Origin of the sequence: Paenibacillus alba (assembly GCF_013204855.1) — a bacterium.
GTDB lineage: Bacteria > Bacillota > Bacilli > Paenibacillales > NBRC-103111 > Paenibacillus_E > Paenibacillus_E alba.
The window spans coordinates 30859-53611 of sequence record NZ_JABMKZ010000028.1; the positions used below are offsets into that span (position 1 = coordinate 30859).

A 22753-nucleotide genomic window follows, 5' to 3' on the forward strand; every position below is an offset into this window, starting at 1 on the left:
CACCTACAACCGAGGATCAATCTCCTTCTCCTTGGCCACTTCAAACAATAAGCTCGCAACTACTTCCTTATAAGCCTCATTGTCCGGCACAATATCACTAAACTTAACTTGCAGCATTTTCTTCCCCAAGCGATGCTCATTCATCGAAGTGCGCAGCTTTTGATTAATGCTTTTCTGCTTCATCAGCTTCTTGTACTTATGTGGGAACTTGTAATCATACCCATAGATAATGGACAAATAGTCTGGATTCCGAACCTTCATATGCGGGACCACCCTGGTTTCCAATACGTCGGGCTTGATAACGACACCTTCCATATAATTGTCTACGGTCAGCTTCGAGAAGTATTGCTCCGCTCTTTCGAGACTATCCGGTTCCGTTAAGTCTATAGTAATGAATTCATCCTCCGACAAGAAGTCGTACTCTTCAGAAGTTCTCCAAGTAGGAATTTCCTCTTCACCGTTGCGATAAACCACCTTCAATAAAGCAAATGGTTTGTAAACCATCTCCCCATCCTCGGCATATATCTCCAACTGTCGCTTGTACGTTTGATAGGCTTTCAGATGATCATCTACTGAAACATAGGTCCCTATAATATCATGCAGATATTTATAGTTTTGATACAGATGGGAGCCGTATTTATCGTTTAATGCTGTCTTGGACATGTTAAATTGCTCTTTCTCAAACTCACTTGCTTGATATTGCTCAGCCAAATGACCAAATGCCTCTTCAAAGCCATTTTGCTTCAAGAATGCCAATTCGCTCTCCAATGCTTTCTCAATCGGCTTAAACTGCCTTTGAATCAGCCCATCTCCAAGAGCTTTCCACGGGAGGAGTTCTCCATCCAAAATGAGCATCTGAATTTGATTTTCCGTCATATAACCACTGAATTTATGCAGCAGCTTCTGATAAGTATCGGTCAGATCAACTTGTTTGATTTTATACCCATTACGACTCACCGCGAAGCATTGCTCCATATCCTCATGCAAATAAATATTACATCTGGAACCCATATATTTGGGCTGCAGGACAACTTGTTTAACACCGTGCTCCGCAAAATACGTCAAGCCGCGTTTCAAGGACTCAAGCTCATGTGCAGTTTCATCTTTATCCGCGGGGGACATTGTCCCTGAAATAAAGTTCACTTTATGCCGGGAAACATAATGCAGTCTGCGAACTTCTTCATCATCCAAGTCTTGGATAGACACTTTTCTTTCTTCGTGAAACAACGTTTTGAGTTCTTCCGTTACAATCGCATGAGCCGATTTGAAGGTTTTTACAAAGGGTTTGAATGTGATGCTTACCGAGGTCAGCGCGTTGCCATGCACGCATCCGGTATCGATATGAATTTTGTTTTTGATTCGAAAAGACTGTTTAGCCGCAATATGTCCAAAGATATGATAAGGATGATTCCGTACGGCTTCTTCCTTCAGAAAACCGAGCTGGTTCTCATACGGCGTCTCGCGATCAATTCGTAAGCTGCGCTGGTGTCGAATGGAGTTTGTGTCCATTTTGCCGATATACTTGTTCCTGCATGGTGCGTGTGTGATGTAATACGAAGGACCATGAACGCCAATAAACCGATAGAACGGTTGTGACTTGGCTATCAATTCGTCAAACTTCCCTCGAAGCCCCTCGTCGTGCAGAAGCACTTGGGTAGAATCAAAATAGGAATGCAGCAATTCTTCATTAACACCATTAATTTCTCCACGAAGAAACTTATACACGAAATTCTCATGATTCCCAAGAATGAATAAAAAGTGGGCTTGATTTGCATACAGGAACTCGATGATCTCCTTCGTCTTCTTCCCTTTATCAATCCAGTCGCCAACTAAAATAATTTTGGTGTCCTTCAGCTTATCGGGGGCAATGAGCTGATTAGCCTCTATTTTAAACCCATAATCCAGCAAGAGACCCTTCAACTCTCCTATACATTCATGGACATCGCCAATCATCAAATATTTGGAATCTTGAGGAAGTATCCTCGTTAGGTAGATATCGCGATCCTCGATCATCACTTGATAATCAGGATTTGGAATCCGATCCGTCACGGAATAGAAATCCTTATATCTTACCTTATGAATGCGATCGTAACCTTCCCTTGATAAAGATCCCATAACATCTCTTCTCAAGCGGTTAATGTGATGCGTAATGAGCTTTTTCGAGCGATCGGAAGCGTAATAGTCTTCCCTTTTGCGATAGTCGAACAAGATCACTTCCAGGTTGTAATTGTTCTGGAGGGCTATTTCACGTACTTTCTCCCGAAACTCCTCCGCCAAGCCTGTCGTGTCAACAACAACGAATTCCGCATTGATGGGGAAAGAAGTTGCCATCTTTAGTCTTTCGAACAACAGATGGAAAGCCTGTTCACTGGCTTCCAGCATTACTTGATCGTATTTATCGTAATCATAACCAAGAACATCCTGCCGAATGCTATCTGAAGATAAATATTGCACATTGGTTTTATAGGTAGTCGCGGCATCCTCGAACTGAAGTTGAGGGATTAGAACTTCCTTGGCGAAAGTCGTTTTGCCACATTCTGTCGATCCAATCATCATAAAAATCGTATGGATTTTCGTTCGAATTTCCACGTCTTACGCCTCCTTTTTCCTAAGAATAACGCCTTGTGTCGTCTGAATCTGATTCACGCCATCCCCGATGGCTGCGAACTCGAGGTTATGGTCATCTCCAACATCGATCTGTTTGAACCACTGCCTGAACGCTTCCTCACCCATTTCCCATTTATGATCATCGTGTCTGAATCCGGTCAGCTCATAGTACTGGTTAAAGTCCGCGTTCGGCGTTGTAATTATAAAGTGGTCAAAAGCCACATGCTTACAAACGTGCTCAATAAGAGCCTTTGCCTCATTTTCACTCATATGCTCAATAACTTCGGTTAATATCACATCTACAAGCTCACCATTATACTGCTCCAGAAAATGATCAATAGAGTGGAACGTAATTATATTATCGATCTCTTTGGACTTGGCCTTACGGTTAACAACTTCTAACAATTCTTCGTTAATATCAATCGCATAATAGCAATCCTCGATTTTCGAAGCATACGGAATTGCGTAGTAGCCTTCTCCACACCCAATATCCAGGATCGCTTTATTAAAAGGCAATGCCCTAGCAATAAAGTTCCTCCGCTGGAGTCCTGTCCCGCCAAAATCAAATTGAATGTCATAACGGCTGGTGTTTTCTAATTCTTTTTTATATGTTTTGAAGCGATCCTTGGAAGGCAAAAAGTTTCTAACGAATAGGCTGCGTATATAGAAGGGTGGATCAATCACATTAACGCTTTTGATATATTTGTCCAAAATGCTATCCGAAATATCGATAAATTCATCGCCAAACATGGATAAAAATAGGCACAATACGCTGACAACATGCAGCAGTTGGTAAAGACTTTTCCGAGTCGTAACGGTAAGAGAGTAACTCTTATGTGCTTGATGTGTCAGCTCAAATGTAAAGTCCTTCAGATGCTTCTCAAAGAACTCCACATACCGCACCAATTCAATATGAATCATGTTAATGAAAAATGAGTGCTCATACCCCTCGATATCCTGCTCGTTATGCACTTTCAGAGGTGTCGAGAAGTACTCGTTAATCGCATTTAAGGGAAACAACGGCGTATTGTAGCGAGAGACATTCAGATATTCGAATTGATCTTTCTCATGCTGCTTATAAGAAACTTCGTTATCTGCATCCTTAAAATAAACATTGAACGTAGCATCGTTCGTGTACCAGCCATACGTCATTCCTTTGCGGACTGATTTAAGCATGAGGCCGGATTGTGGATTCTTCTTGATCATAAAAGAAAACTTCGGATTTGTAGATTTTACCTGAATGACTGCCATTTTTTTAATCTCCTCCAAATTATTGGAATTCATCACATAAAAAAAGGCCACGGACTCAAGCGTCCATGACCAGTTATTCCAGAAAACGTCCAGAACTAGCTTAACAAAGCTAGTCTAGATACCGTCAACAGAATCCCAGTGTGCCGATGAGATTACGTCCACTATTTATTTGTTTGTTAACGTGGCTGCTCTGCTCTTGGTTTAAACTAACGAATAAATTGGATTTCATCTTCATCAACTCCTTTATCTGGGATTTATTACTGCTCATACTAAAGCCTCTTACCAGTTCTTGTCAACTATAAAAGACGTCACGATTGATTTTCGCCGGTCTTATGGATCTATCTTCGCTTATTTGAGGGATCGTGAACATGGTGAAAGTATGGCGAGAGGAGGAATTTACAACTGATTCTCCCCCGTACTATGAAAAAACTCAATAATCTCCCCATTCAATCCTTTAACAAAAGCAATACGAACCGGTGTCGGCGGATTGCTCCCTAGTACCACATCTTTAGGATCCACCGTCACAACAGCTCCTGCTGCCACAGCCGCGGCAACGGCCGCATCCACATTGTTGCTGCGAAAAGCAACATGGAAATAGGAACCCTCTGGCTTCACTTCGCCAGAGCCGCCAGCGAAAACTTCGATATAATTGCCATCGCCGGAATCCAGCAAAATAATGCGACTATCGCCTTCTCCCCAGCTATGCCCTTCCTTGAAACCCAACCCTTCGGTATAAAACTTCACCGTAGCATCAAAATCATTCGCTCTCAGCGCAATATGGTGCAAGCCGCCGCCGCCTATTTTCTCATTCGTTCCCATCTACTTAACCTCCTTAAATATTAACTTAATTATACGACATCTATACCGTTTTCCCTACAACTTCAAAATCCTGCTTGTACCAAAAATTCGTCGATTGTTCGATGGAATCATCGCTAAAATAATCTTTCTCTGCTTTCTGAATTAACTGTTTCGCACTCATGAACTCCCATACCACACCATAGTCCAACAAAGGAAACCGACTCCCGAAGCTTACCTTGGCCAAATGACAAGCCATGTAAAAAAGCGGCTTATCCCTAAGGGATTCGCCGCCTTTCAGCTTGTTACACGAGGGGTGAGGCAAAAAGTGCCCAGCGAAGCAATTGTTCAAAAGGGAGGATCGTCACCTTGTCGGGAAACGTATAGTCCATGCAGCTTACCGCCAAGGGGTAGCAGGACTCCAGTTCATACAATCGGCAAAAATAGCCTTGATCCTCGTACATGGTGAATGCATCTTGATGTGAAATCATAGCGAAGGACACGCTCGTTAAAGGACAAGCAAGCCCGAGACCAATCATCTTGACGAAGCTTTCTTTCATTACCCAACGTCGGCAAAGATAAGCTTCCTGATCTTGAATCCCTTGGAAGTCTCTGAGTTCCGAGGGTGAAAGTATGCATTCAGCTAACTTCGCGAACCGTGGATCTTGGATCTCAACATCAATTCCCACCTCACGTGAACCCAAGACAACCGTTACCCATTCCCCGGCATGAGAAATGTTAAAGAAGAGCTCGGGTCGTTCGCACAGCCATGGCTTTCCATAAGGGCTGTAGCCTATCCGCGACAACCCGGCCTCAGTGCCAAAACCTTGATGCAGCGCATATCGCAGCAAAACATTTCCGATCGTCATTCTTTGCTGCTGTTTCTTCTGCAGGCATTTGCCGATCTTGTTCCTTCTCGCCTCATCGAGAAGAGCCTCAAGTAAATGCCAAATCTTAACTTCCGTATGTGGACAAATCTTCGTGGCTATAATCTTCATTGGCATTGCGTTCTCCGTATTGTATAATCATGCGGCTTATGAATTTGGCATCCCGATGCACCCAGCCGATTAACGCTGAGCCCCGCGAAGATTGCCAAGGCAGCCCTACAAAATACAAGCCGGGTATCGAAGCCACACCCCGTTCATGCTCGATCCCTAGATGATCGCGGGCCACCTCGGGAATGCGAATCCAAGGATAATCCGTCCGAAAACCAGTTGCCCATAGGATTGTGTCCACTTCTAGGCTGGATCCGTCGGCGAATGAAATTTGCTTACCCTGCGCCTGAATAGCTCTGCCTACTAATTTGACACGACCGCTCGCTATGGCTTCACGCAGCTCATAACCGTAAAGCGGATCTTTCTTCTTCCGAAATCGTCGCCCAACCCATGAATTCGGTGATTTACGCAGCAATCCGATTAATTCATACCACCAGAAAAGACTCTTGCCAAGAAATCGATAAGGCATAAATTGAATGTCGTGGCCGACTGACAAATAAACCTGCCTGCTGAGGGAAAGCTCAAGAGCAATTTGGGCGCCGGAATTCCCTCCTCCGATTACCAGTATATCTGTCAAAGGCAACATCTCAGGGTTGCGATAATCAAACGTATGCACCTGCATTACATCTTCACTTAGGGATTCGGCGATCGCTGGGACGTAAGGTGATTGAAAAGGGCCTGTCGCTACAACAACTTGATTGGCTATCCACATTCCTTTATTTGTCGCCACATAATAGCGGCCCTGCCGATAGGCAAGACTAATCACCTCAGTATCCACTTGGACCGGAAGCGCAAAGCGATCTTGATAGCACCGCAGATAATCAGCTATCTCATCCTTCGTCGGGTAATCCCATGGATCTCCAGGAAGCGGCAAACCCGGTAAAGCACTGTACCTTCGAGGCGTAAAAAGTGTTAATGAGTCATAGCGACTGCTCCAGGAATGTCCCACTTCGGGACCTTGATCCAGAATGACGAACTCGATCTGTTCCATGTGTAAATAATAACCTACAGAAAGACCCGCTTGCCCGCCGCCAATGACAACGATATCGATTCGTCTCACCACAACCCCCACTCCCCCATTTAACAAAAACAAGTGATGTCATTCGGTTCTCCGGCATTCGCTATCGTCGTCTTCCAACAAGATTGATGGTGCCACGGATAAGTCGGAAGCATATGGGATAGCTTTCGGGTGCGGGCGAAACCCTCAGGCACAAAGAGTCCTTTAGCGTACAAGTCGCACTGTAATTGCAACCACGCAAGCTCATCACGGCACTCGCTAACGATGACGGTGCTTCCGCACTGCGCCACCCTTGACGGGACTGACAACAGACAAATAGTGATGCCATTGACACCCGCTCCCATCTCCAACTGCCCTACATCCATAGGCTCGCCGCGAACGAGACATTCAATCGCCTGCACGAGAGATAATCTACCGTCCATAACATCTGCTGTCAGGCGACCCAGCCCTTCCCCCATACATACTTGTGGGGTTATCCCCCACTGACGCAGCATCTGTGCATAGGCATATTGCTTGGCAAACACGTTGAATTGGCTTTCATTCTGAAGGGGCTCATCAGTCAGATGACGATATAATTGTTTCACCACAAAGTACGAATGCCTAAACACAGCATCGTTACTGGTTACTTCCTCTCCGGTATCCTCCAGGTTCTCCCCGTCGTAATCACCGAAACAAAAGACAGCCTCCGTCGGTTGGCTCCCTACATACCCATAATGCCATAGAGGGCTGCTTTCAGATGCACCGACATAATCTTGCAAAGCAGCAATCAAACTTTCCTTAGAGAATACAGCAATCGCCAATCTATGTTCATGATGCTTCCTGCCTCGCAACAGTGCTGCCCCTATGGCTGGAAGATCACACTTTTCTGCTTTCTGCAACCAATCAACATACTTCTGAGCTAATAGGGATAGTCCATCTTTACGAGCAGCGGATAACGTGAATACAAAAGGTTCCATCTCCGAAGTGTCATCCACATTCCGAACAAGAGGCGGCTTGCCAATGACAATATGCGCGTTAGTCCCGCCAAATCCGAACGAGCTGACACCTCCATACACATCGTCTCCCGGCTTCAGAGCCTCACACTTTATAGGTACTAAGAAAGGGAAGCCAGCACGTGGAATCTCGGGATTCCACGTATGAAAATGCAGGTTCGGCGGGACTACTTCGTGTCTCATAATGAGCGCTGTCTTTATAAGTCCCGCAATCCCCGCTGCCGACTCGAGATGGCCGATGTTGCTTTTCACCGAGCCGAGGTAGATGGGATCATCTGCCTGTCTGCCATTAGAAAGCACTTGCCCCAAAGCTTTAACTTCAATAGGATCACCTAGAAATGTCCCCGTCCCATGAGCCTCAATATAGCCAATTTGGCTTGGCTGAATGCCTGCTTGCGCATACGCCGAGAAAAGCAGTTTCTCCTGAGCCGATTGATTCGGAGCTGTAATCCCGTTGCTTCGACCATCCTGATTCAACGCACTCCCCGGGATCACTGCGTATACGTCATCGCCGTCCTGCAAAGCTTTAGATAGCGGCTTGAGAATAACAACCCCACAGCCCTCCCCACGAACGTACCCATCCGCTTGTGCATCGAACGTTTTGCAGCGATCGTCTGATGCAAGCATCCCCGCTTTAACTAGACTGGAAGTTACCCCGTTGGAAAGTATGACGTTCACACCACCTGCAATGGCTTGCTGACTTTCACCTGACCATATGCTGTGACAGGCTTGATGAACAGCGACAAGAGAAGATGAACAAGCCGTATCGATAGCCATACTTGGCCCGTGCAGACCCAAGAAATACGATAGTCGATTCGCTGCAATGCACAGCGCTCCGCCCATAACAGAATGAATATGAAAACCATCCGCCGCTTCTAATTCCCGCCTTCCATAGTCGCTATTAGAAATTCCGATAAACACACCACTTCGCGTGTTAGCCCATAGCTCCGGCGAAATCCCTGCATCCATCAATGCTTCCCATGCGACCTCAAGCAGCAGACGCTGCTGGGGATCCATACGAATTGCCTCTCGATATGAGATATGGAAGAACGGATAGTCAAAACCATCAATGCCATCGAGGTAACCGCCCTGACGATCAACTTTCACTTCTCCAAGCTTCTCGCGATCCGGCGGATACTCTCTTATGGCATCCGTCCCACGCAGTAAGTGCTCCCAGAATTCACCCACACCCGAAATACCTGGGAACCGGCAGCCCATACCCACGATAGCGATAGATTCACGCTGATCTGGAGCGATACTTGAAGCCGCAGCCACTTCATTGTTCCTTTTGGCTCCTCTCTCGCACAAATAAAGAGATAATTCCTGAATGCTTGGATAATCCCAGAATATCGTTGGAGATACCGGAATATCCAAAGCAGCGCTTAGTTCTCCAGATAGCAGCATCGACTTCGCTGAATCCAGTCCATAACTACTAAAGGGCTCACGTATATCAAGCCCCTCTGGGTTTCTACCCACCAGAAGCGCTATTTCTTTTACTAACCAATTCGTCACATCACTTGACTTCATTCATAACTGCCTCCGATCAATCGCTTATCCACGCTGAAGCTTATCCGTTTCATACCATTGTTTCGTCAATCTGCGTTGAATTTTGCCACTGGACGTCTTGGGAATCGTTCCCGTACGGATCAGAACGAGATCCTTCAATGGAAGTTCATACTGCTCCCACACCGCTTGACGAGCGGTTGCTAGCACTTCACGATGAAGGTGCACGTTCCTTTGGTCAGCGCTCTCGCCATCTTGGCCACGATGCCGGAATTCCCTGTTAAGTTCAGCGACAATGACGATCTCTCCGCTACTTCCTGCGATCTCCTTCTGATGACCGTTGACGTCCACCTGGAAGGCGGCAATATACTCTTTGCGCACAGCAGGATGGCAATTTTGTACCGTGTACTCCAAGTCCTGTGGATAAATATTGCGGCCCCCAACAATCATGACATCTTTCATTCGCCCAGTAATGTATAGTTCATTATCATGAATAAAGCCGAGATCTCCTGTGCGCAAAAATCGTTCGCCTTGGCAACTATCCAAAGTGCCTTGAAAGGTAAGCTGAGTCGCTTCGGGATGTTCCCAGTAACCTTGCGCCACACTGGGACCGCTGACCCAAATCTCGCCAATCATAAGTTCGCCGCACAGCTCGCCTTTTTGAGGATGTACGATGACCGTTCGCTGTTCCGGAACTAGGATTCCGCATCCTACAACAGCCCGAGCATATAACGTCTCCTTCGTTACCACTATGGCCAGATCGCGCTCCAAGCTTTCTGCATCGAGCCATAAGGTTGTATAGGGGTGTTCCCGTTTATAACCGGAAACATACAACGTTCCCTCCGCTAATCCATACGACGGGACCAGACTCTTGGCCTGAAATCCATAAGGGGTAAACGTCCGAATAAATGTATGCAAGGTTTCTTCTCTGACTGGCTCCGCTCCGTTGAAAGCCAACTGCCAACTAGTTAGATCTACATCACCGTCTGTTTCAGCATTAAATTTCTCTGCACATAGCTCATAAGCGAAATTAGGGCCACCGCTATAAGTCGCGCGATATCGAGAGATCGCTTCAAGCCAACGAACAGGCTTCTGCATGAAGCTTACCGGTGACATATAAATCAGTTCACAACCTAAATGCAGAGCCATCAGCAACTGTCCAATCAATCCCATATCATGATAGGCGGGCAGCCAATTCACAATACGAGTCTGCTCGGAAAGTTGAAAGTATTTGGCAATTAAGCTCATATTGTGAATTAAATTGCCGTGGCTGACCATAACTCCTTTGGGATCAGCTGTTGACCCCGAAGTGTATTGCAAGAACGCGATGTCCTCCGCCTTGCAAGGCATACAGAAAAACATATTGCTATCATCTATAGTGTCTGTTGCCATAAAAGCCATGCCTGAAAGGAGGGAATCCTCGCTGACATTAGGCAGTACATCAGCAATCAGTTTAGCAGTTGAAAGGGCAATCTCCGTTCGGGCGCTACGAATGATGGCATCAAGTCGCGGTGTAGGACGGCGCATATGAGGTGGATAGGCAGGAATTGGAATGATCCCTGCATATAAACAACCCATAAACCCTGCAATAAATTCCAGCCCCGTCGGATAAAGCAGCAGCGCAGTCTTATATGTCTTGCTGCGCGCATGCAAAGTAGAAGCGATCGCCATCGCACGCTTATTCAGCTCCGATGCAGTCATGCTCACTTCCTGATGCTCGCCATCCACCAAGTAGGTGTACATCTTCAAATCCGGCGTAATCAACGCCCGAAATTGCAGCAGATCCACAAGATTGGTATGCATAGTATCTTTCATGAAACCAATTCCCATAAGTTCCTCCTACTCTATGATATAGATGGCGCGACATGCTCATAGACATACGCCGTCAGCGTATCGACGGATTGAAAATGGTGGCGTAATTGATGAAGCTTCGTTCTATCAATGTGAAATCCAAACTCTTCTTCAATACCTCCTGCAATATAAAAGGCTTCAACCGATTCCAAACATAAGCCTTCACCAAACAAGAGCGCATGGTCCACAATGTCATCTGGAGTTACCCCTTTTAATTCAAGGTTCTCAATGATGATCTTCTCTTTAATGATTTTGGCTATTTCAGCTTTATCGTAATTTCGGTGCTTGCAGTCCATGAGGACACCTCTCCTTCTTATCGACTAGGTTGGCATTAATTGATGGAAATGCGTTAAAGCACTCTCTATGGACTCTACCAGATAATGAATATCCACCTCATCTGTAAATTTGCCCATACTTATTCGCAAGGATGAACGGATATCTGCCTCGTCCAGCCCCATCTCTTGCAGCACGTAAGAGAGCTTCTTCTCGTGGTTTGAGCTGCAGGCAGAGCCTACAGAAACGGCAATGCCATACCGATGGTCCAAGTAAGCGGCCAAAGCTTCTCCCCGGATACCAGGAATGAAGAGATTGACGGTATTAGCCAGGGTACGTTCCGCATCGAGAGATCCGTTGATTTTCAGACCTGGAGCAAGCGCGTGCAGCTTCTCCACGAGGAGTCTTTTGCACCAGAGTAATTTGGCCTGTGTACGCTCCATATCCAGCATCGCTACACGACATGCTTCTGCCGCACCAAGCAGCGAAAGAACATTCTCTGTGCCGCTTCTCATACCTCGCTCTTGCCCGCCCCCATGTATAAGTGGCTCGAGTTTGTAGGCTGAATGGACATAAAGCCCGCCGACCCCCTTGGGACCGTACAATTTATGAATGGAAAAAGAAAGCGAATCCACTCCCAACTCTCGGACATGGATTGGCATTTTCCCTACAGCCTGAACGGCATCTGTGTGGATAAAGATCCCCCTTGATTTTGCTATTTGGGCTATCTCCCGCACAGGTTGAATCGCCCCTATCTCATTATTAGCCAGCATGATGCTGATCAATTTGGTTTCCGGTCGAATGGCGTCAATCACGGCTTGCGAGGAAATAAACCCTTCTGCATCTACAGGAACGTAGGTGACCTTGCCTCCTCCATCATGACTCCAATGTCTAAGGGTCTCCTTAATGGAAGGATGCTCAATGACGGATGTGATGACATGTACAGGTGTCCCTACCCATTGACTGAGATATCCTTTCAATACCCAGTTATTGCTCTCGCTTCCGCCTGAAGTGAAGTACAATTCTTCCGGATCGCCATGCAGCAACGCAGCTGCATGTTGCCTTGCTGATTGGATAGCTAGTCTTGCCTGTTGGCCAGGACCATGGGCGCTCGACGGATTACCATAAATATCTAATGATTCCGTTATAATCCTGCAAACCCGAGGATCCAGCGGCGTTGTAGAGTTATAATCAAAGTAACGACCTATCACCGCTTACACCTCTTTTACAGTGCATAAGGAATCAAACAATTCATCCAAAATATCCAGACAATGCTTCTGGTTCGGCTCCAGCTCGCCAAGCAGTTCTCGTCTTCCTGTCTGAGACATACGGCTCAATTCCGCTATCGCTTTTCCTTGCACAAACTCGCTGAAAATGCTCGCCGTCGCAATGGATGCCGCACAGCCATATGCTTTATATTTAATTCCCTTTATTTGGCTTTCATGAAAGGTCACACAAACATGCATCGTGTCACCGCATATTGGGTTACCGATGCGAAATGCCAGATCAGGCTGAACGATCTCTCCAATGTTTCTCGGATTCATAAAATGATCCGAAATGATTGCATTATACATAATCCATCTACTCTCCTCTTGTTAGGTTGAGTGGTCAACTATCCGATACTGCATTGGATTACTTGGGCTTCCTTATCCGACATGAATTTTTCCAAATTAATCGCGCAACAGCCAATTTCAGCACCTTTGATTCGGTACATATAGTGCACTACCTGTCCGTTCCGACCGCATAAACAAGCGTTGGGATCCAGATACACAAGATCATCTGTCAGAATAAATCCCGGATAGGATAACGAGGTTGGATCATACACAACCAGCCGTCCCGGCTCGCCAACAGGGACCTCCTTATTCGGATCATCCAAGCTGCGCACGGAGAAATGGACCCATGGCGGAACATGCTTGGCATGATTTTCGCACTCAATAGCCATGAAATTCGTCTCAACCAAGCCAAACATATCCCGTACTTGTTCACCGTGAATGCCAAAGACCTGCGATACTTGCTGATAGAAATCAGGACGGTTGATCTCTCTGCCTGTGAAGCTTTTCCATCCTCCAAGTGTAATAACTTGCGTTTGACGGTCCAGTTTCATATCCGGTTCATGCTCGTTCACATAACGAACTAATCTTTCTACCAAGAATGGCGGGCCGATAATATGGCGTGTATGAACATCCTGCCATTCTTTCAATTGCTGAACGACAGCCTCAGGTTGGAAAGCATGGCCGCTGACAAAAAAGCGGCTGGAATCAAGCAATCCGGAGAACATATTAATCAGTTTCACCAGGCCCATCTCCGGCATTTCTTCGGAAGATGGCGCTAAGAATATAGCGGCCCCACCAAAAAATCCAAACATCTCGCGAAACATAGAGAAAATGCTAAGCACGCTTCTCGTTAAGGTTTGCTCATCCCTGCGGGAGATGCTGGGAATTCCGCTAGTCCCTGTGCTCCTCAGCTCATGCTGCAATTCATGAATAGGCTTGGTAAGCAGCAAATGAGCATTAACATCTTTAAATTTGCCGATTCCAATGGCTGGGATACGTACCACATCTTCGAGGCATGCAATATTCGTCAATGTCACTCCTTTCTCTTCACAGATTTTGCGATACAGCGCGTTATGCTCATAATGATATTGGAAATTTTGCTTAATCAGATACAATTTGATTTCATTTTGCCTGTCATTTGATAATTGGTAAATGGATTTAATCGATGCTATGACGCTCCCAACTGGATCAATTCCCATATTTTTCGATAAATCAAAAAAAAATCCATACTCTGACATCGTATACCCCCTCAGTTTTGGATGAATCCGGTTCACTTCCTGTCGTTCTTCCGACGCAGCAGGAACAAGGAACACATGAAAACGGCGGCGAGAACAGCACCGCTTAAATAAGCATTTTGAAATCCTACAACGGCGTAGGATGGCTGCGTCCCGACGGGCGTAGAAGTTCTTCCCATGGATATGGACACGAAGAGCGCGATCCCGATGGCTCCACCCAGGTTACGAAACATAGCGAACGTGCCGGAAGCAATAGATAATTGATCCTCAGGAATGGAATAAGTACTTAACGTTAGACTGGCGACCGCGATCATGCCTATCCCCATTCCTGCGAAAGCCATGCAAATCATAAATAGCGCTATCGAAGATTTCAAATCGAGTGTTCCGAGCAGACCAAAACTACTAATCGTGATTGTATAGCCAAGAATGAGTGGGATGAGACTACCGCGTTTATCAATCATTTTGCCAATGAAAGGTGCGATGAGAAGTAGACTGACAGATAGAGGAGTAATCATTAGAGATGCTTTAAGTGTACTGAATTGCATGATGCGTGTTAAAAAAAGCGGGGAAATAATCATGGATCCCATTAACAGAATACCACCTAGCGTATTCGAAAGAATTCCTGCTAGATATTGGCGATTGCTGAAAATGGCAAGTTCCAATAAGGGATGAACTCTGACCCGTTGTACCCAAATGAATCCGCCTAGCAGTACTACAGACAAAATAAATTGCCACCATGTGAACCAGTTCAACCAGCCTGTCTCCGTTGCTTGAAGGAAACCGTTAATTAACAGGAATAATCCAGCACTGAGGATGATCGTGCTGAGCCAATCCAGCTTGCCTGGCTGCATTTGATCTTGATAAGACGTGAATCCACTCTTTAGCAAGAAAAGAGCGCACAGTATGACAGGAATGTTGATATAGAACACCCACCGCCAGCCAAATACTTCCGTAATGCCCCCGCCTAAGCTCGGACCTACGGCAATTGCTAAAGCACCTACAGCACTCCATATCCCCATCGCGGCTCCGACTTTTTCTTTGGGAACAACCGAGCGAACTAGACTCATACTCGCTGGTATGGCCATTGCTCCGCTAATGCCTTGAAGTACTCTAGCGGTGACGAGCCAAACAGCATTGGGTGCCAGGGCACAGAGCAAGGAGCTTAGCATGAACATAATAAGACCCCAAGCATACAGCCGTTTTTTCCCGTGGAGGTCAGCCAATTTACCCATGAAGATTAAGAGGATTGCGACTGTCATCGTATAGGCGTTAATGATCCAAGCAGCCGTTCTGAGCGTAATAGCCAACTGCTCAATCATGCTGGGCAGGGCAATGTTGACAACCGTACTGTCCAGGAAAATGACGAACAAACCTAGCGAGATGATGAAGACTTGACTCATTCCTGATGCCGTGGAGGCAGAAGCCTTAATCTCAGACTGCATACGCAACTCACCTTCCATTGGTCATAAAAGACGTCCAACCATCGTTGCATGCTTCTGACTCAACCACAGATGGTTGAACGTTTCTAACGAGAGATCCTTGCTTTGGCTATTTCGTTCTCTTGCGCATCATTCTCATAATGACAATTGCGCAGCAGCACACAACCAAACATCCAACAACAATCATGGTTGTCGTAGACAATGTAGTTCCTCCTTTCCTATCTCATATTACCGTCGCATTAATTCTGGGCAACAGCATTCGGTTGATAATCGTAAGCATTAAGGGCATTGATGCCATGCGTCAAGACGTAACCAGCATTAGCTACACCGCCGACGAGCACCCCCTCCATAAGCTCCTCCATCGTTCCACCTAACTCTTTGAACTTCTTCGTATGGTTGTCGATACTATACGCGCATCCGTTGACGTGAGAAACAACCACGGCAATCAATTGCTTCGTTTTGGCATCGATGGCACCGTCCTTCATCGCATTCGACTGGAATTGATCGAAGGCTGCGAACGTCTCTGGACGTGTTTGTTTAACAAGAGGCAGTTTGCTTGCATTCGTCGTTTCGTAAAGTTCATTAACTACGAGGTCATGCATCGTATTCCAGGCATTCACGCTATGAAACAAAACAGTTTCAGCATTCACTGCTCCTGCGACCAGAATAGCTTCCACGATTTCTTCCACGGAGCCTTCTTGTTTCTTGAACTTGCCGGTGTGAACGTCGATGCAGTACGGACAGCCTGTGACGTGTGTAACGGCTACAGCTATTAATTCCTTCGTTCTGGACGTGATTGCGTTCCCCGCAAAGGCTTCCCCCATGAATTGGAAAAATGAGTTAGCCCCTTGAGGTACGATCTGTTGCATTTCCGGTACTCTCTTCAAATTGCTGCGCTCATACAAAGAGTTGGAATTTTTGAGTTCCATTTCCACATTCCTCCATTTATTTCGTTTTCATTTGTTATGATATCTAACTTAATTACGTCTGTCAATAATTTAATATCTAAATTTATAATATTAATTTTTAATAAAATTATTGAGTTTACATGCATTTTAATGGCATAATTATTAAGATCAATAAATTATATCAAACTAAAATTCATATCATTTAAGTTAGATATCTAACTAATTATTTATAAAGAGAGCTTTTAAACCAACCAGCGCTCTTCTGCTCATCTACTCATGAAAGTTGCTGTCCACCCGCTTCATCCAATGCAGCATTAGAGCAATTTCCTGTTCGGAAAACCCTTGTCTAATCATCTTCTCGCCTTCTTCAACTATTGCCAAGCAGGCTTGCTTAATCGATAATCCCTTCTCAGTAACATAGATTCGATTAATTCGTGTGTCCACCTTGTCTTGTACACGACTTATCATATTCTTCACTTCTAGACCACGAAGCAGGAAGGTCATGGAAGCCGGTTGAATGCCGAGAATTTGAACCATATCTTTCTGGGTAAGTCCTTCTTGTTCCCACAAAATAATGAGCACACCCAGCTGCGAATTTGTGACACCTTGCTCCTCCAACCGCTGATCCAGATAGTTGCAAGCGTTCCGAAAGTTCTTTTTTAGCCAAAATCCAATGGATCCATGCAAAGTCGTACTCATAGCGTTCTCCCTTTTTCAAGCCTCATCTTATGTTATATTATCAGTATATTCGATCACCTCATTTTTGAACATATTGTTATTGCGTCCACTTATCATATACCTCTAGACTGCTTCCACTTCTTGTTCCAATACATCATCCAACTAGCCGTATAACAAATCAAACAGCCAAAAAATTTGGGCTTTAACAAGCTGCTTCGAGGGTTGATGGGGCACGATTTCATGGATTTTCACCTCCTCACCATTTTAATTAGATATCTAAATATATAGTATGCAATTCATCTTTCCTTGTCAATATTTTCCACAAAATAATAAAACAGACTACTTGACTACACATGTAAAAATAAAAAAAAGGAGATGCGTTTAATAAACGCATCTCCTTTATCAACTAAATTTCAGCCTCATAATTAGTCGATTATTCCGCTATCTCAGCGATGATCTCTTCATCCAAAATGAATCGCATTTGATCCCGGAAAACCCTCATCTGGTATTGATTGAACAAATATTGCGTTATGGCTTCAAACAGATTGCCTTCCGTCAGAATTTGGGAGCGTCCTCCGGCAAATACTTCCGCAGAGAAGCCTAAGTCCTCATCCCACATCAGCTCAACGTCAACCTCATTCGGCTTGAGACCTTTGCGTTCCGCCATGTTCAAACAGACGGCATTCACGATTTCTTGTTCCGTTAAACGCATGCTTAGTACCTCGGATTATCCTGATTAGTCTTCTTTCTTTGTCTGAAGAAAGAGATCACCTTCACAACAACGGCAATCAAGGCAACCACAGCAAGCACGTTCACTAACAAGCCAAGTATATTACCCAGTGCTCCCATTCCGCCAAATAGGCCTCCAAACAGCAGACCCGCCATTCCCCCGATGAGCAGCCCTTTCATCAAACCGCCGCTGAAAAAGCCAGGTTTCGTGGTTGGTGTTGTAGCGCCAGGTGTTTTGCTCGTCGAATTGCTAGGCTCATTTTTTGGAGCGTTGTTAGCAGGCGCCTTTTGTTGCTCTGTCGGTGTGTAGCTTTTGCGTGGCGCTTTATAAGAAGACTTCGCTTCTACCAGTGTTGGCACCGTAAAAGAGAACACCAGCATACTTGCCATAATCAGCATTACTAATTTCTTGAACATGATGTCATGACCTCCACGTAAGTTAATATGAAAGTTTTATCACTTTCGTCTTATTCTATACGTCTGAGCCCAGATTTGGTTTCAGTATCGACAAAAACGGCCAATCCGCTGAAGGATTAGCCGCCTTTTTTATCTATAGAAATTCCGAATCCAGCGATGCGGCTTCAACTTCGCAAGCTGCTCCTGGGTTAATCCTTGTCCGTCTCCAACCCGCATATTGTTCTCCACATTCCGAACGGAACGCATACCTGGAATGACCGTTGAAACAGCAGGATGGCTAAGCACATATCGCAGAGCGACTTCCGGCATTTGCTCAACAGCGATATCCAGATCAGCCGCGATCTTCTGAACGCGATCATATACCTGCTGCTTGCGGTCGCCTTGGAAATAGGTATTACGGAAGTCACCTTCACTGAATGTCGTGTCAGGCGTAATCCGCCCCGTCAAGCCGCCTTCATCAAGCGAAACTCGGACAATAACGCCAACATTATGCGCTGCGCAGGCAGGGAGCAATTGATCTTCCGGACTTTGCTCGAAAATGTTATAAATCACCTGCACCGTATCAACAAGCCCTGATTCAATCAGCTTAATCCCATTGTTCGACTGATGATCATTAATCGAGATGCCAAAGTGGCGGATCTTCCCTTGCTCCTTGAGCTTGCGAATCCCTTCCAGCCAATCTCCTTGACCTACCCACTCGTCCGACCAGACATGAAACTGCTGAACATCGATCGTATCCAAGCCCAGGTTACGCAGGCTTTGTTCCGTACTAGCCATGACATGCTCCGCCGTGAACGCCTCTTCCACAGGCACTCCATCCCGCGCAGGCCATTGACGGTTGATAGGAGGGATCTTCGTCGCAACATAGATCGGCTTATTGTGCGCCCTCACCACTTGCCCGACAAGTCTTTCACTGTGACCATCTCCATAGCCCAATGCAGTATCAATAAAGTTCAGTCCGAGCTCAATGGAACGATTCAGCGCCTCAATTGACTCGTCATCGGATGCACCGATCCAAGCCGTTTTGCCAATCCCCCATGCGCCGTACCCGATTTCCGATATCTTCAACCCTGTTTTCCCAAGAGTTCTAATGTTCATTTGCTCAGCCTCCATCGCTTAACTTTGGTTTCACTGCTATTATACAGGGAAACCAAAATCTGCATAAGAACTGAAAAAGTTGTCAGTTAGTAACTTTCGCGTAAGTAGTGGGGGGTCTCATAGGAGATTCGGAGCAGTCCTTATTTGATTTTGGTTAAAATTCTATATACCATCGCGGCCACCTCTGCCCTAGTTGCTTTACCCAGTGGATTGACTGTATGACCGCTTCCTTCGATAATGCCTTCTTTTACAAGTACTGCAATGCTTTCCACTGCATAATCCGCAATACTTGAAGCATCAGTGAAGCCATTTAAATCAGTTGCCGTTCCGATTGCGTTTATCTTGCCAGAGTTCTTTAATGCTCTGGCTGCAAGCACCATCAAATCCTGTCTGGAAATTTCCTCTTTTGGGTTGAATCGGATGCCGTCTACGCCATTGGTAATGCCAAGCGCTTTGGATATTCCCAGCGCTTCATAGTAGTAATCGCTCTGACTTACATCTTCAAAATTAGAGTGGAACTCTGCTTTTATGCCCAAAGCTCTCACCAGCAGCATCAGGAAATCAGCTCTGGAGATGTTTTTATCCGGTTCAAAAGTTATCTCGGACGTGCCATTGATAATGCCTTTTGCCGTCAAAGCTTGGATGGCTTCTTGAGCCCATGAGCCGGCAATATCGGTAAAGGTCGGTTTGGGATCAGGCTTCTTCGGTTCTTCAGGCTTTGATTCAGGTTTGGGATCAGGCTTCGGATCAGGCTTAACTGGTGGATTCGTCGATGATCCCGAATCGCTACGACCGCCGCTATCTTCATTTTTCCTCACTTGTACAGTTGCCGTCGCCTCGAAGTTGCCATCGACGGTTTTCACGGTGATGGTCGTGTCTCCCTCGGTTATTGCTGTTACTTTCCCATTGGCATCTACACTGGCTACACCTGCACGGCTTGAGCTCCACACCACATTATGATTCGTCGCATTGGCTGGTGTTACGGTAGCCTTCAATTCGGCCGTGCCACCTTGGAACAAGCTAAGGTTGCTGCGATCCAGAGTTACCTTATCCACCAATATAGGCTGTACGGATACCTGAGCGACTGCTTTTAAATTCGTTTCTTGGACTGCGCCTTGTACTTCGAAATCCCCTGGCGCCGAGTATTGCAACGGATCGATCTGGTTCCAAGTCACCTTTACCGGTTCTTCTAAGCTGTCACTATAGACGGCTGTAACTACCGACGGCAAGACAGGCGCTCTTCCTACAGTTGTTCTAATTTTTTCGTCTTTCAGCCTCACGATCTTTCTTGGTTGCTGGGAATCGACAACTGTAACATGTGCTGTCGCCTTCATAGTCGTTCCGTATACCACTCCGGTTACAGTAAATGTCCCCGCCGCCGCATAACTGGACGGATCGATGGGCTGCCAATTAACGCCTGCGGCCGCTTCTCTATTGTCGCTGTATACAGCAGTAACAACAGACGGCAGTACCGGTGCTTTCCCAACATTCGTTATGATATTTTCATCTTTGACTTCCACGATCAAATAGGCGGAAGCATCTTGATAGAAGTAGGCCCTGAGCAAAGGCTTAAAGGCGGGAAGCTGGTCCTTCAATGTACCCTCCGGAAGCTTCGTTGTATCGATGTCTCCGTAGAATTTATTGTCAATGTACGTATCCAATTTGAAGTTGGACCTTAGCGCATTAAGATCCCAATTGACGGGAAGCTCCGTATAAGCCATCTTTGCATTAACGGCACCCTTGCCGTATGTCAAATATCCCTTTACGGTTGTTGGCAGTAAAGCTTTGAGCGCTTTATCAGAAGCTGATCCAATGGAAAACGTTGTAGGAACGGCAATATCAAGCTCAATTTTGCCATAATCGTATACGATCCTACTCGCCTCATTGTCCGAATCCCCTTGCTGAATCCAATCCTCCGTCACTCTGGCAAACATGATATTATTGAATCCACCTAGCGAGCTTCCCGATGCTTGCTTATCATCCACCGTGAAATCACGGGTAAAGGTAATCAGAACATCCCCATTGTCAGCCTCTGACACAGCAGGATAGTGGTAATCCCCTTGATTAGCTCTTGAATCTATAGCGATATGCCTTCTGTACTTCCACGTCTTTCCTTCATCATCCGAAAGAGCCACAGCCAAGCTGTTCCTTTTCCTTTCCGCATCTACATGTACGAATACCCAGTTCCCATTCTTGAGCCGCAGCAGATCATGTCCGACTCCCGGATCCAATAATTCAGGGATGTCCTTGCCTATGGTCCAAGTAAAACCTCCATCCTTCGATTCGGAAGATACAACTCGGTTAGGCAGTGGACCGTTATCGCGCAGATAGGCAACTATAGTTCCATCTGATCGTTGAGCCATTGATGCTTGAATGATCCCAGCCCCTACAATCGGTTCACTGAAATCCCAACGAATAGAATTATCCCCAAGCGGCTGGGATGGGTCATATTCCGTAATGGCCATCATGCTTTGTTCCATCGTGTCGGAGTATAAGGGCAGCAGCATGCGGACCTTGCCGCCACCAATAGGAATAGTCAATGGCTTATTCTTGGTTTGCCAGCCCAGACGTCGTGCCAGAGGATATCCGGAGCGCCCTGCCCATATCTTATCGGCAACAGTTGGAGTGAATGCATCATCCAGTGGGTTGCCGCCAGCCAGCTTCAGCCTATCCTCGACAAACCCCTCCCAGTCTTCCTCATTAATCCTTACATTAACGCCCGCCCCGCCTTGATCTACAGGCTTAAAGCTGTATTCTTTAAACTCAGCAAGCTTCGCTTTCAATGTATTCACATATCCCTTTTGCAAGCGGGGACTGATGTAGTCATCTGGACTATTGGGATCTACCGCATTCCCGATATTCATCCCGATTTTAACATTAATAACCTCTGACCATGTCCAGTTCGGTTTGTTGTTGCCAACGTTGGCAAACTCGTAGCTCCCCTTCTCGGCGTAAGCATATTTCGGCTGAGAGGTTTCCCATCTGCCAGCCAGAACAGGGTACCAGAACAACCAAAGCCTTTCTCCCGCATCTACATAAACAGCAGGATTAATATCAGCAATGTCTTTGGCATCGGCCATTATGAATGGAGTGCTCCACGTTTTCCCCCCATCCTGCGATCTTGCCCCCATAATTCTTGTCGTAGTTGCATCGCGCTCCCCATTTCCCTGAAACCACACAGACAGCAGCTCGCCGCTAGGCAGCTCCGTAATACTGGAACCGTGAACGTGGTCTCCGTTGTCACCATCATCTATAATCGGTGCGAATATATTTACAGCTCCATTCTCAACCTTCAGTATGCCTGTAAGGGCTGCCGTATCTGCAGCATACACGGGCAAGCTTGCTCCAGTTATCCCCAAACAGACGGCAAGTGATATCGCCAACTTTGTCCTACTTCTCATATTCATTTCC

19 protein-coding genes are annotated in these 22753 nt (G+C 46.0%); all 19 read right to left on the reverse strand.

Annotated features, from left to right (window positions below):
- Positions 1-3: 3 nt before the first annotated feature.
- Entirely contained in the window at positions 4-2589 is a 2586-nt protein-coding gene (locus HQN90_RS26875) for a metallophosphoesterase (protein ID WP_173224453.1), read from the reverse strand.
- A gap of 3 nt (positions 2590-2592) precedes the next feature.
- Complete coding sequence (locus tag HQN90_RS26880) at positions 2593-3858, reverse strand: class I SAM-dependent methyltransferase (RefSeq protein ID WP_173224455.1); 1266 nt, start codon at positions 3856-3858, stop codon at positions 2593-2595.
- Between the two features lie 396 nt (positions 3859-4254).
- On the reverse strand, positions 4255-4677 hold the full coding sequence (locus tag HQN90_RS26885) for a VOC family protein (protein ID WP_173224457.1): 423 nt from the start codon (positions 4675-4677) through the stop codon (positions 4255-4257).
- A gap of 40 nt (positions 4678-4717) precedes the next feature.
- Entirely contained in the window at positions 4718-4867 is a 150-nt protein-coding gene (locus HQN90_RS26890; protein ID WP_173224459.1) for a hypothetical protein, read from the reverse strand.
- A 91-nt stretch (positions 4868-4958) separates the two neighbouring features.
- A complete protein-coding gene (locus HQN90_RS26895; RefSeq protein ID WP_173224461.1) occupies positions 4959-5651 on the reverse strand; it encodes a 4'-phosphopantetheinyl transferase family protein in 693 nt (230 codons plus the stop codon).
- Positions 5608-6708 (reverse strand): flavin-containing monooxygenase, encoded by a 1101-nt coding sequence (locus tag HQN90_RS26900; RefSeq protein WP_338042392.1) that lies wholly within the window; start codon positions 6706-6708, stop codon positions 5608-5610. Before HQN90_RS26900 ends, HQN90_RS26895 begins: the two co-directional genes overlap by 44 nt.
- A 20-nt stretch (positions 6709-6728) precedes the next feature.
- Positions 6729-9185: a type I polyketide synthase gene (locus HQN90_RS26905; protein WP_173224465.1), complete on the reverse strand. Its 2457-nt coding sequence runs from the start codon at positions 9183-9185 to the stop codon at positions 6729-6731.
- 24 nt (positions 9186-9209) lie between these two features.
- Positions 9210-10991, reverse strand: a complete 1782-nt coding sequence (locus HQN90_RS26910; RefSeq protein ID WP_173224467.1) for a fatty acyl-AMP ligase — start codon at positions 10989-10991, stop codon at positions 9210-9212.
- Between the two features lie 14 nt (positions 10992-11005).
- Entirely contained in the window at positions 11006-11308 is a 303-nt protein-coding gene (locus HQN90_RS26915) for an acyl carrier protein (protein WP_173224469.1), read from the reverse strand.
- A gap of 24 nt (positions 11309-11332) precedes the next feature.
- Positions 11333-12496, reverse strand: coding sequence for an aminotransferase class V-fold PLP-dependent enzyme (locus HQN90_RS26920; protein ID WP_173224471.1), 1164 nt, complete (start codon positions 12494-12496; stop codon positions 11333-11335).
- Between the two features lie 3 nt (positions 12497-12499).
- The gene (locus HQN90_RS26925; protein WP_173224473.1) at positions 12500-12859 is read right to left on the reverse strand and encodes an iron-sulfur cluster assembly scaffold protein; all 360 of its coding nucleotides are present in this window, start codon (positions 12857-12859) and stop codon (positions 12500-12502) included.
- 38 nt (positions 12860-12897) lie between these two features.
- A complete protein-coding gene (locus tag HQN90_RS26930) occupies positions 12898-14076 on the reverse strand; it encodes a LuxE/PaaK family acyltransferase (RefSeq protein ID WP_173224475.1) in 1179 nt (392 codons plus the stop codon).
- A gap of 32 nt (positions 14077-14108) precedes the next feature.
- On the reverse strand, positions 14109-15515 hold the full coding sequence (locus HQN90_RS26935) for an MFS transporter (protein ID WP_173224477.1): 1407 nt from the start codon (positions 15513-15515) through the stop codon (positions 14109-14111).
- A gap of 236 nt (positions 15516-15751) precedes the next feature.
- Positions 15752-16441 carry a carboxymuconolactone decarboxylase family protein gene (locus HQN90_RS26940; protein WP_173224480.1) on the reverse strand — a complete coding sequence of 230 codons (690 nt, stop codon included), beginning with the start codon at positions 16439-16441 and terminating at the stop codon, positions 15752-15754.
- Positions 16442-16690: 249 nt separating this feature from the next.
- Positions 16691-17119 (reverse strand): MarR family winged helix-turn-helix transcriptional regulator, encoded by a 429-nt coding sequence (locus tag HQN90_RS26945; protein ID WP_173224482.1) that lies wholly within the window; start codon positions 17117-17119, stop codon positions 16691-16693.
- A gap of 412 nt (positions 17120-17531) precedes the next feature.
- Entirely contained in the window at positions 17532-17810 is a 279-nt protein-coding gene (locus tag HQN90_RS26950; RefSeq protein WP_173224484.1) for a DUF2653 family protein, read from the reverse strand.
- Positions 17811-17812: 2 nt separating this feature from the next.
- Positions 17813-18244 (reverse strand): hypothetical protein, encoded by a 432-nt coding sequence (locus HQN90_RS26955; RefSeq protein WP_173224486.1) that lies wholly within the window; start codon positions 18242-18244, stop codon positions 17813-17815.
- Between the two features lie 129 nt (positions 18245-18373).
- Positions 18374-19342 carry an aldo/keto reductase gene (locus HQN90_RS26960; RefSeq protein WP_173224488.1) on the reverse strand — a complete coding sequence of 323 codons (969 nt, stop codon included), beginning with the start codon at positions 19340-19342 and terminating at the stop codon, positions 18374-18376.
- A 140-nt stretch (positions 19343-19482) separates the two neighbouring features.
- Entirely contained in the window at positions 19483-22743 is a 3261-nt protein-coding gene (locus HQN90_RS26965) for an exo-alpha-sialidase (RefSeq protein ID WP_173224490.1), read from the reverse strand.
- Positions 22744-22753 lie beyond the last annotated feature (10 nt).

Coding starts and splice junctions, on each gene's coding strand:
- HQN90_RS26880 (WP_173224455.1), bottom strand. CDS start 3,858: ATGGCAGTCATTCAGGTAAAATCTACAAATCCGAAGTTTTCTTTTATG.
- HQN90_RS26885 (WP_173224457.1), bottom strand. CDS start 4,677: ATGGGAACGAATGAGAAAATAGGCGGCGGCGGCTTGCACCATATTGCG.
- HQN90_RS26895 (WP_173224461.1), bottom strand. CDS start 5,651: ATGAAGATTATAGCCACGAAGATTTGTCCACATACGGAAGTTAAGATT.
- HQN90_RS26905 (WP_173224465.1), bottom strand. CDS start 9,185: ATGAAGTCAAGTGATGTGACGAATTGGTTAGTAAAAGAAATAGCGCTT.
- HQN90_RS26910 (WP_173224467.1), bottom strand. CDS start 10,991: ATGGGAATTGGTTTCATGAAAGATACTATGCATACCAATCTTGTGGAT.
- HQN90_RS26915 (WP_173224469.1), bottom strand. CDS start 11,308: ATGGACTGCAAGCACCGAAATTACGATAAAGCTGAAATAGCCAAAATC.
- HQN90_RS26925 (WP_173224473.1), bottom strand. CDS start 12,859: ATGTATAATGCAATCATTTCGGATCATTTTATGAATCCGAGAAACATT.
- HQN90_RS26930 (WP_173224475.1), bottom strand. CDS start 14,076: ATGTCAGAGTATGGATTTTTTTTTGATTTATCGAAAAATATGGGAATT.
- HQN90_RS26935 (WP_173224477.1), bottom strand. CDS start 15,515: ATGCAGTCTGAGATTAAGGCTTCTGCCTCCACGGCATCAGGAATGAGT.
- HQN90_RS26940 (WP_173224480.1), bottom strand. CDS start 16,441: ATGGAACTCAAAAATTCCAACTCTTTGTATGAGCGCAGCAATTTGAAG.
- HQN90_RS26945 (WP_173224482.1), bottom strand. CDS start 17,119: ATGAGTACGACTTTGCATGGATCCATTGGATTTTGGCTAAAAAAGAAC.
- HQN90_RS26950 (WP_173224484.1), bottom strand. CDS start 17,810: ATGCGTTTAACGGAACAAGAAATCGTGAATGCCGTCTGTTTGAACATG.
- HQN90_RS26955 (WP_173224486.1), bottom strand. CDS start 18,244: ATGTTCAAGAAATTAGTAATGCTGATTATGGCAAGTATGCTGGTGTTC.
- HQN90_RS26960 (WP_173224488.1), bottom strand. CDS start 19,342: ATGAACATTAGAACTCTTGGGAAAACAGGGTTGAAGATATCGGAAATC.
- HQN90_RS26965 (WP_173224490.1), bottom strand. CDS start 22,743: ATGAGAAGTAGGACAAAGTTGGCGATATCACTTGCCGTCTGTTTGGGG.